The 11,422-nt window shown below is 49.9% G+C and carries 5 protein-coding genes; all 5 read left to right on the forward strand.

What is annotated here, in order from left to right:
* The first annotated feature begins 625 nt into the window (after nucleotides 1–625).
* The 5 genes from rpoD (at nucleotide 626) to PX636_RS17485 (ending at nucleotide 11,048) form a co-directional block, all read left to right on the forward strand.
* Nucleotides 626–1,876: an RNA polymerase sigma factor RpoD gene (gene rpoD, locus PX636_RS17465; RefSeq protein WP_002796209.1), complete on the forward strand. Its 1,251-nt coding sequence runs from the start codon at nucleotides 626–628 to the stop codon at nucleotides 1,874–1,876.
* Between the two features lie 214 nt (nucleotides 1,877–2,090).
* Nucleotides 2,091–2,384 carry a 30S ribosomal protein S20 gene (rpsT, locus tag PX636_RS17470; protein ID WP_002737368.1) on the forward strand — a complete coding sequence of 98 codons (294 nt, stop codon included), beginning with the start codon at nucleotides 2,091–2,093 and terminating at the stop codon, nucleotides 2,382–2,384.
* Between the two features lie 50 nt (nucleotides 2,385–2,434).
* Nucleotides 2,435–3,214, forward strand: coding sequence for a TatD family hydrolase (locus PX636_RS17475; protein ID WP_288118071.1), 780 nt, complete (start codon nucleotides 2,435–2,437; stop codon nucleotides 3,212–3,214).
* 190 nt (nucleotides 3,215–3,404) lie between these two features.
* A complete protein-coding gene (gene rpoB / locus PX636_RS17480) occupies nucleotides 3,405–6,716 on the forward strand; it encodes a DNA-directed RNA polymerase subunit beta (protein WP_002796210.1) in 3,312 nt (1,103 codons plus the stop codon).
* Between the two features lie 327 nt (nucleotides 6,717–7,043).
* Nucleotides 7,044–11,048: a DNA-directed RNA polymerase subunit beta' gene (locus tag PX636_RS17485; RefSeq protein WP_002796211.1), complete on the forward strand. Its 4,005-nt coding sequence runs from the start codon at nucleotides 7,044–7,046 to the stop codon at nucleotides 11,046–11,048.
* Nucleotides 11,049–11,422: the final 374 nt, after the last annotated feature.

Genomic DNA, 11,422 nt, shown 5'->3' on the forward strand with positions numbered 1-11,422 from the left:
ACACCCCACACCCCACACCCCACACCCCCCACCCCCCTTCCCCACTTCCCCACACCCCACCTCGCTGTTGGAGCAAATCTTAAATTTGTCTCGCAAATTTCTAAAATGTTGCTAAGTTAATAGTATGAGCTTGCACCCTAATTATCATGGTGCAAGTGTACTAAAACAAGATTCCCCTAAAAGCAATGAGGGATAAAATTTATCCGCAAGAATCCGATCAAATTAAATACAATAGCTAAGGACTAAAGGAATTAGCAAGGGCCAATAGGGATGCTGTTCCCCTTGCCAATGGGAACAGTTGACCCGTTCAATAATTCCTTTGATTGTTAGCTATCTGGTCAACACCGCAGACAAACCGGTGATCGGATTTCAGTCCTCCAGCCATTTACCCAATTTTTGCAGGAGCCAGATTATGAGTTGACCGAGCTAAAACAGTATTCCGTGTCGCTAAAATCGCATCGACACAAGAGAATTTAAGCAAAGATATTCTCCCATTTGTTGTAATTAAAGCTACAATCGGAAAAGTCTTTCCCCGTCTCGGATTTGAGACACAAATTTGTTCAGTATCACCTAGATTGAGATTCGATCTTCTAGTTTTGCACAGAAGGAGCAAGAGGAAAACGGCATGATGCAGGCCCACGATGTACTAACCCTTACCGAGCCGCCATTGGATTTAGATTTGATTGACCTAGACGAAGACTTCGATGATGAGGATATCGAGTTAGAGCTAGAAGAAGTCAGCGATAGCAACGATGGCAAAAAAACCCGCCGCCTTGCCAGCGCTCGTCGTCGCGACGCCGCTAGAAAAAAACCCTATACAGAAGATTCGATTCGGATTTATCTGCAAGAGATCGGCAGGATTCGGTTATTGAGAGCGGAGGAGGAGATCGAATTAGCGAGAAAAATCGCCGATCTACTGAAATTAGAACGCATTCGCGAAGATTTTTGCCTCTATAGCGATGCTGAATGGGGAAAACAGGTTTTCTTGTTCGAGCGCATCGAAAAAATTATCGCCGAAAAATCGGAAAAAGAACCGAAATTATCGGATATTAAGGCTTATTTAGGTAAGACGGAGCTAATGGCTCCCCTGGTGGAAGAATGGCTGGCGAAATCAAAGGAATACTTATCGGCCTTTAAGCGTCGATTGTACCATGGTCGTCGCGCTAAGGAAAAAATGGTACAATCGAACCTGCGTTTAGTGGTTTCCATCGCCAAGAAATACATGAACCGCGGTCTTTCCTTCCAAGATTTAATTCAAGAAGGTTCTCTCGGTTTGATCCGCGCCGCCGAAAAATTCGACCACGAAAAGGGTTATAAATTCTCCACCTATGCCACTTGGTGGATTCGTCAAGCCATCACCCGGGCGATCGCCGATCAATCCCGCACCATTAGACTTCCCGTCCACCTCTACGAAACCATCTCCCGGATCAAAAAAACCACCAAGATTCTTTCTCAGGAAATGCGTCGCAAACCCACCGAGGAAGAAATCGCCACCAAGATGGAGATGACCATTGAAAAACTGCGTTTTATTGCTAAATCTGCCCAATTACCTATTTCTCTAGAGACTCCCATCGGTAAAGAAGAAGATTCCCGTTTAGGAGACTTTATCGAAGCGGATGGGGAAACCCCAGAAGATGAAGTTTCTAAAAATTTATTACGCGAGGATTTAGAAAACGTCCTCGATACCCTTAGTCCTCGCGAACGCGATGTGCTGCGTCTGCGCTACGGTTTAGATGACGGCCGGATGAAAACACTCGAAGAAATCGGCCAGATTTTCAACGTCACTCGCGAGCGCATTCGTCAAATAGAAGCCAAGGCCCTGCGGAAACTGCGTCACCCCAACCGTAATAGTATCCTCAAAGAGTACATTCGTTAACTTCCCGTCCTTAAAAAACTAGCAACTGAGTCTCCTTGAGGCTCAGTTTTACTGTCATCTACACTTCCCCATCTGTGGGAACCTAATCCTGAAAATATCTCTGGGGTTGCCCCAATCTTGTCCAGAAAACTCTTGCAACAAATAGCACAAATCTGTTATTATGGTTTGTCTGTGTCCCGATTAACCATACCAGTATTGAGAACAAGAAACGACTGTGGCTAATACAAAGTCTGCACTCAAACGAGTCCAAATCTCCGAAAGAAATCGTCTCCGCAACAAAGCGTACAAGTCAGCCGTAAGAACCCTGATCAAAAAATGTCTTGTCGCTGTCTCGGCCTACGGAGCCAACCCCAGCCCAGAAGGGCTAGAAAGCGCCCAACAAGCTCTATCGGAAGCTTACAGTAAAATCGATAAAGCCGTCAAGCGCAACGTCCTGCACCGGAACAACGGCGCTAGAAAAAAAGCCGGTTTAGCCAAAGCTTTGCAAAAAGTTAGCCAAGCTTCCTAAGAAACGAGTAAGCTGTAATCAGGACAGACGCAACAAGCGATCGGGGGTCGATGCAATTAATAGATACGCACGTTCATTTGAACTTTGACGTTTTGCAAGCCGACTTGCCCGCTATCTCCGAACGTTGGCGAAGTGTGGGAGTCGTTCATCTGGTTCACTCCTGTGTCGAACCGGAGGAGTTTGCAGCGATTAAAGCCATTGCCGATCAATTTGAGGAAATTTCCTTCGCCGTCGGTTTACATCCCCTAGATGCCCAAAAATGGCGAGATAATAGTGCCGATCAGATCGAATCCCTAGCCCGATCTGATCGGCGCGTCGTGGCGATCGGGGAAATGGGTTTAGACTTCTATAAAGCGGATAATCAAGAGCAGCAAAAACAGGTCTTTTGGACGCAATTAGAAATCGCCCATCGTCTCGATAAACCCGTGATTATCCATTGTCGAGATGCGGCCCCGGTCATGCGGGAGGAAATCAGCGCCTTTCGGCAACAAGTGGGCAAAATTCGCGGCGTGATGCACTGCTGGACTGGCAACCCCGAAGAAACTCAATGGTTTTTAGATTTGGGTTTTTACATCAGCTTTAGCGGCATTGTCACCTTCAAAAACAGTAAAACTGTGCAAGCTGCCGCCCAAATTGTCCCCAGCGATCGCCTACTGATCGAAACCGATTGCCCCTTTCTCTCCCCCAATCCCCACCGCGGTAAACCTTGTGAACCCTCCTTCGTCTTCCACGTGGCCGAAACCGTCGCCCGTCTGCGCCGCTATCCGGTCGAAACCCTAGCCGAACAAACCACCCAGAACGCCCGCAACTTATTTCAACTCCCCAGTTAAAAAACATAGTTTATTAGCACAGAGCAGGGGACGGGGAAATGGGGAAATGGGGGAATTCAACTAAAACCCTAAAACCCCAACACCCTAAAACCCCAACACCCTAAAACCCCAACACCCAACCCCTAAAAACCCCGATCTCCGAGAGCAATTCCCGACCGTCGCTATCGTGTCATCAGCCCTTGTAACCATAATGAACAATCTTACCTTTAACCTCTTACCCGACCTCATCGAAATCCAACACTCCAGTTTTCGGTGGTTTTTGGAAGAAGGACTAATCGAGGAACTGAATAGCTTTTCCCCCATCAGCGACTATACAGGTAAATTAGAACTACATTTTCTCGGCCAGGACTACAGACTCAAAGAACCGAAATACAACGTCGATGAAGCCAAACGACGCGATAGCACCTATTCCGTTCAGATGTACGTTCCCACCCGTCTAATCAACAAAGAAACGGGAGAAAACATCGAACAGGAAGTCTTTATCGGCGATTTACCCCTGATGACCGAACGGGGAACCTTTATCATTAACGGGGCCGAACGAGTCATCGTCAATCAGATCGTCCGTTCCCCCGGTGTTTACTACAAAGCCGAAATCGACAAAAACGGTCGCCGCACCTACTCCGCTTCCCTGATTCCCAATCGAGGAGCTTGGTTAAAATTTGAAACCGACAAAAACGGCTTAGTCTGGGTCAGAATCGACAAAACCCGCAAATTATCCGCCCAAGTTCTCCTGAAAGCGATCGGATTGAGCGATAACGAAATCTTTGACTCCCTACGCCACCCCGAATTCTACCAAAAAACCCTCGACAAAGAAGGCAATCCCAGCGAAGAAGAGGCCCTCCTCGACCTGTACCGCAAACTACGCCCCGGGGAACCTCCCACCGTCACCGGCGGGCAACAACTGCTCGAATCGCGCTTTTTTGACAATAAACGCTACGATCTCGGTCGCGTTGGTCGTTATAAACTCAACAAAAAACTACGCCTCAACGTCCCCGATAACCAGCGCGTTCTGACCACCACCGACATCTTAGCGGCGATCGACTACCTAATTAACCTCGAATTTGACATCGGCAACACCGACGACATCGACCACCTCGGCAACCGTCGCGTCCGTTCCGTGGGTGAACTGCTACAAAACCAAGTGCGAGTAGGTTTAAACCGCTTAGAAAGAATCATTCGGGAACGGATGACCGTCAGCGAATCCCAAAACCTCACCCCCGCTTCCCTAGTCAACCCGAAACCCCTAGTAGCGGCGATTAAAGAATTCTTTGGTTCCTCGCAACTCTCCCAGTTCATGGATCAAACCAATCCCCTAGCGGAATTGACCCATAAACGCCGCATTTCCGCCCTCGGCCCCGGCGGTCTCACCCGGGAACGGGCTGGTTTTGCCGTGCGCGACATCCACCCCTCCCACCACGGTCGCATTTGTCCGGTGGAAACCCCAGAAGGTCCCAACGCCGGTTTAATCGGCTCCCTGGCCACCTACGCTCGCGTCAACGACTACGGTTTTATTGAAACCCCCTGTTATGTGGTGGAAAATGGCCGAGTACGCTATGATCTCCCCGTTAAATACCTAACCGCCGACGAAGAAGACGATCTGCGGGTGGCTCCGGGAGACGTGGCCACCGATGAAAATGGTTATATCCTCGGCGAAACTATCCCAGTGCGCTATCGGCAGGAATTCTCCACCACTTCCCCCGAACAAGTGGACTACGTTTGTGTTTCCCCCGTCCAAATTGTCTCGGTGGCAACTTCCCTGATTCCCTTCCTCGAACACGACGACGCTAACCGCGCCCTCATGGGTTCTAATATGCAACGACAAGCGGTTCCCCTGCTGCGTCCCGAACGTCCCCTTGTGGGTACCGGATTGGAAGCACAGGCCGCTCGCGACTCTGGCATGGTCATCGTTTCCCGTACCAATGGGGTTGTTTCCTACGTCGATGCTAACCGGATTCGCATCAAAGTGGCGGATGAAGACAAAGAGATTTTCGGCAAGAGCGAGATCGAGTACGAAATTCAGAAATATCAACGCTCTAACCAAGATACCTGCTTAAATCAGCGTCCTTTAGTCTATCAAGGTGAACAGGTTGTCCCCGGGCAGATTCTCGCCGATGGTTCCGCCACCGAAGGAGGAGAAATCGCCCTCGGCCAGAATATCCTCGTCGCCTATATGCCCTGGGAAGGCTATAACTACGAAGACGCGATTTTAATCAGTGAACGACTGGTGGCACAAGATGTCTATACCAGTATCCACATCGAAAAATACGAAATCGAAGCCCGTCAAACTAAACTTGGGCCAGAGGAAATCACCAGGGAAATTCCCAACGTCGGTGAAGATGCCCTGCGAAACCTCGATGAACGCGGTATTATTCGCATCGGCGCTTGGGTAGAAGCCAGCGATATCCTTGTGGGGAAAGTCACCCCGAAAGGCGAATCAGACCAACCCCCCGAAGAAAAACTACTGCGGGCAATTTTCGGCGAAAAGGCCCGGGATGTACGGGATAACTCCCTACGCGTCCCCAACGGCGAAAAAGGCCGGGTAGTAGATGTGCGGGTATTTACCCGCGAACAGGGGGATGAATTACCCCCCGGGGCCAATATGGTGGTGCGGGTCTATGTTGCCCAAAAACGCAAAATCCAAGTGGGCGATAAAATGGCGGGTCGTCACGGCAATAAAGGGATTATTTCTCGGATTCTGCCCCTGGAAGATATGCCCTACCTCCCCGATGGTCGCCCCGTCGATATCGTTCTTAATCCCCTAGGGGTTCCCAGTCGCATGAACGTCGGTCAGGTGTTTGAATGTTTACTGGGTTGGGCCGGCGAAAATCTGGGCGTGCGCTTTAAGATTACTCCTTTTGACGAAATGTATGGGGAAGAAGCCAGCCGTTTAACCGTCCACGGATTGCTAGAAAACGCCTCGAAAAAACCTAATCGCGATTGGGTGTTCAAGGAAGAACACGCCGGCAAAGTCACCGTCTATGATGGTCGCACCGGCGAACCCTTTGACCGTCCCGTTACCGTCGGTATGGCCTATATGTTAAAACTGGTTCACCTGGTTGATGATAAAATTCACGCCCGTTCTACCGGTCCCTACTCCTTGGTTACCCAGCAACCCCTGGGCGGTAAAGCTCAACAGGGGGGTCAGCGCTTCGGAGAAATGGAAGTCTGGGCCCTAGAGGCCTACGGGGCAGCCTATACCTTGCAGGAATTGCTAACGGTAAAATCCGATGATATGCAAGGACGGAATGAGGCTTTAAATGCGATCGTAAAAGGCAAGCCGATTCCCCGCCCTGGTACGCCAGAATCCTTTAAGGTTTTGATGCGAGAATTGCAATCCCTCGGCCTCGATATCGCCGTTCACAAGGTGGAAAATGCCCCCGATGGTACTTCCCGCGATGTGGAGGTGGATCTGATGGTCGATGTCGGTCGTCGCGCCCCCTCTCGCCCCACCTACGAATCCTTAACCACGGAAGACCTTGAAGAAGAAGAATCGGAAGTGTAATTTCAGTTATCAGTTATCAGTTATCAGTTATCAGTTATCAGTTATCAGTTATCAGTTATCAGTGAGAAGTCAGGAGTCAGTCCCGATGAAAAAATTTTCACCCCCACAGATGAAAGAGGTTTCTTTCCCTACACCCCACACCCTACACCCTCTTTCCAGTCAGGAGACAGGAGAGAATTTTCAAGGAAAAAGCCAAAAAAAGGACAGTAAAGTAAAAATTTGCCTATTCCCCGTTCTCTATTCCCTGTTTCCTGTTCCCTTTTCTAACTGATAGCTGAATGCTGATGGCTGATAGCTAATAGCTGTTTACTTGTTACCCGGATCGAGATGTTTTATAACCAAACTGTTGACAAAGGAAAACTGAAAAAACTGATCGCTTGGGCCTATCAAAACTACGGTTCGGCGCGCTGTTCACAAATGGCCGATGAATTGAAAAACCTCGGGTTTCGTTTCGCTACCAAAGCAGGGGTTTCCATTAGTGTGGATGATTTAACCGTACCGCCGGCTAAACGACAGATGATCGAAAGTGCCGAACAGGAAATCCGGCAAACCGAACAGCGTTATGTGCGCGGGGAAATCACCGAAGTGGAACGCTTCCAAAAAGTAATTGACACTTGGAATAGTACATCTGAATCGCTTAAAGATGAAGTAATTCGCAACTTCCAAGTCACCGATCCCCTCAACTCCGTCTATATGATGGCTTTCTCCGGGGCGCGGGGTAATATGAGCCAAGTGCGTCAGTTAGTGGGAATGCGGGGATTAATGGCTAATCCCCAGGGGGAAATTATCGACCTCCCGATTAAGACTAACTTCCGGGAAGGATTGACCGTTACCGAATACGTTATTTCCTCCTACGGGGCGCGCAAAGGTTTAGTTGATACAGCCCTACGGACGGCAGATTCCGGTTATTTGACTCGTCGTCTCGTCGATGTGTCCCAAGATGTCATCGTCCGCGAGGCAGATTGTGGCACTAATCGTTATGTTGAATTAACCGCCATGACCGATGGCGATCGCGTGTTAATTCCCTTAAGCGATCGCCTATTAGGTCGTTCCTTGGCCGAAGATGTGGTGGTCAATGGAGAAGTGATCGCCACCCGCAACCAGATTATCGATGACGAAACCGCCGAAAAACTAGGGCGACTCGTCGATAAAATCAAAGTCCGCAGCCCCTTAACCTGTGAAGCAGCCCGCTCGGTTTGTCAAACCTGTTACGGTTGGAGTCTGGCCCACGGTCATCCGGTAGATATGGGGGAAGCAGTGGGAATTATTGCCGCCCAATCGATCGGGGAACCAGGGACTCAGTTAACCATGCGTACCTTCCACACCGGGGGCGTATTTACCGGAGAAGTGGCCCGGCAAGTGCGGAGTCCCTTCGAGGGAACCGTGCGTTTTCTGCCGGGGTTAAGTATCCGTAACGTGCGAACTCGCCACGGGGATGAACGGGATCAGGTGGAGGCACCGGGGGAAATTAAATTAACACCCAAGGATAAAACTAAAGAAACTGTCACCTACTCTTTGACTCCTGGTTCGCTGCTATTCGTCACCGATGGGGAAACAGTAAGCGAGGAACAGTTACTAGCGGAAATTACCTCCGATAAAGTCCAAAAATCCACGGAAAAAGCCACAAAAGACGTAACCAGTGACTTAGCTGGTGAGGTGCTATTCTCCCAATTAGTGCCAGAAGAAAAAACCGATCGCCAAGGCAATACCACCCGCATCGCCCAACGGGGGGGATTACTATGGATTCTCTCCGGAGAAGTGTATAACTTGCCCCCAGGAGCCGAACCCGTGGTCAGTAACGGCGATCAAGTACAAGTGGGGGATGTTCTAGCGGAAACTAAGTTAGTATCCACTAACGGCGGTTTGGTGCGTTTAGCCCCCAATAGCCGGGAAATCGATATCGTCACCGCTTCCGTGTCCTTGGATCAGGCCGAGGTAAAAGTAGAAAGTAGTGCCGGTCGGGAACAGTTTATTATTCATACGGGAGATGGTCAAAGCTTCCTACTGAAAACCACTCCGGGGACAAAAGTACAGAATCATGCCATTGTCGCCGAGTTAATCGACGATCGCTATCAAACCCACACCGGCGGCATGATTAAATACGTCGATATCGAAGTCGCCAAAGGCAGCCGCAAACAGGGTTATGAAATCACCAAAGGCGGCACGATCCTCTGGATTCCCGAAGAAACCCACGAAGTTAATAAAGATATCTCCCTCTTACAGGTGGAAGATGGGCAGTATGTGGAAGCAGGGGAAGAAGTGGTTAAAGACATCTTCTGTAACTCTAGCGGTGTGGTGGAAGTCATCCAGAAAAATGACATCCTCCGGGAGATCATTGTCAAACCGGGGCTGTTATTTATGGATCTCGAACCGGAATCCTCCGGAATTGCCCAAGAACAGTTAATTTACCCCGGGACACAGTTAACCCCCGAAGTCACGATCGAGGAGTTACGGCAAGCGGAATGGGTGGAAACTAACGAGGGTTTGGGTTTACTACTGCGACCGGTACAGGAGTTCACTGTACAAGACCAATCCACTTCTCCCACCCAAGGTTCCGCTAACCAAGAAGGAGGACGACATATCGAACTGCGATCGGTGCAGCGCATCTTCTTTAAAGACGGTGAAAGAGTTAAATCCGTCGAGGGTTGTCAACTGATCAGCACCCAATTAGTCCTCGAAATTTCCAGCGAAGAACCAGAATCAGTCTCCCATCTGACGGCCGATATCGAGTTAGAACCGATTGAGGACAGGGATTGTCAGCGTTTACAGTTAGTTATTCTCGAATCTCTGGTGCTGCGTCGGGATAGTGATAATGATCCTTTAGGCGGTAATATTCAGACTCGCGTTCTCGTCCAAGATGGCGATGAAATCCCACCGGGGGCAGTGGTGGCCCGGACTGAGATTCAGTGTAAGGAAGCTGGAGAAATTCGCGGGATTCGCAAGGGCAGCGAAGCGGTGCGCCGTCTTTTAATTGTGAGTGACCGTGACGAGTTTATTCTCCCGCTCGCTGTTGCTCCCACCGTCAAGGCCAGGGATCTGGTAATCGCCGAAGCTGAGATCGCTGCCGGAGTTTTAGCCCCCAATTCCGGTCAAGTGCTGGCCGTTGACAAAACCGCCACTGGCTATGAAATCCGTCTGCGTAAGGCCCGACCCTACCGAGTATCGGCGGGGGCCATTCTGCACATCGACGAGGGAGATCTGGTCCAACGGGGCGATAATTTGGTGCTGTTGGTGTTTGAGCGCTCGAAAACCGGGGATATCATTCAAGGTTTACCGAGAATCGAAGAACTGCTCGAAGCGCGTAAACCGAAAGAGGCCTGTGTCCTGGCACGCAAGCCGGGAGTTTGTCAAGTGGAGTACCAAGATTCTGAGATCGTCGATATTAAGGTGGTCGAGGATGACGGCACGATCAGTGAATATCCGCTTTTAGGCAGTCAAAACCCTCTGGTGAGCGATAATCAGCGTATTGATGTGGGTCAGGCGTTAACCGATGGTCAGGCTAATCCCCACGAGATTTTAGAGGTGTTCTTTAATTATTATGTGGATAGCCTGGGCAGTTACGAGGCAGCCCTGAAAGCCTTGGAAAAAACCCAGATGTTCCTCGTTGATCAGGTACAGTCGGTTTACCAATCCCAAGGGATCGATATTGCCGATAAACATATTGAAGTGATCGTGCGTCAGATGACCTCTAAGGTGCGGATCGATGACGGCGGCGATACCAGTATGTTACCTGGGGAATTGTTGGAACTGCGACAGGTGGAGACGGTAAACGAAGCCATGTCGATCACCGGTGGGGCGGCAGCTAAATATACGCCTGTACTACTGGGAATCACCAAAGCTTCCTTGAATACCGATAGCTTTATCAGTGCCGCCTCCTTCCAAGAAACCACCCGCGTCCTCACCGAAGCGGCGATCGAAGGCAAGTCCGACTGGTTACGGGGTCTCAAGGAAAACGTGATTATCGGTCGTCTGATTCCGGCGGGTACTGGCTTCAATTCCCACGAAAACACGGCGGGGATCAGTGATTACACCCCCCCAGAGGAGGAATATAACTACAACAATCGTAGCTATTACGCTCCCCCCGGCGGCCTCGGCTTGCCTCCTCGTCCCGGTTTCGGCGATAGTAGTGAGGATAGCGATATGATTCTTGACGATCAAACCGCTCGCGCCTACGCTGAGGGTGATGTGGTCGATTTAGAGGATGATGAAATGGCTTTCCTCTCCTCCCGCGGCAGCAGTCGCTTTAGTCGCCAACCCATCAGCGATCGCTGGTCAGAAGCTGATGAGGAAGGGGAGGAGGACGATTTCGAGGAGGATTACGAAGAAGAATAATCGTCTGTGGAGATATTACAAGGAGCAGTGGGAGACACGGGGAGGCAAGGGCAATTTTTCTAGAGAAAAACCCTTGTTATCCCCCAAAAATCTCCTGCTTCTCTCCCCAAACTCCCTAGGGTTGGCTGAATAAATATGAAATATATAGCGTTTCTGATTCACAAGAGGTACATTCCCGATCCTGAACAGCTTAATCAGCAAAGGTTTAAGTGTGCCGCACAGATGCGAGAACCGCTATAGACGAGGTAAGGGTTTTAGTGTTTTGTTTTGTTCTCACAGGTGCAAGATTTTGAGAGAATCGTGGTTCAAAACCTTGCATCTTCATCGACCTGCGTCCTGTACGGGCGAAGCATTCGGGCATAACCTATCGCTGA

This window comes from Microcystis sp. M53598_WE2 (genome assembly GCF_030067735.1).
Taxonomy (GTDB): Bacteria; Cyanobacteriota; Cyanobacteriia; order Cyanobacteriales; family Microcystaceae; genus Microcystis; species Microcystis aeruginosa.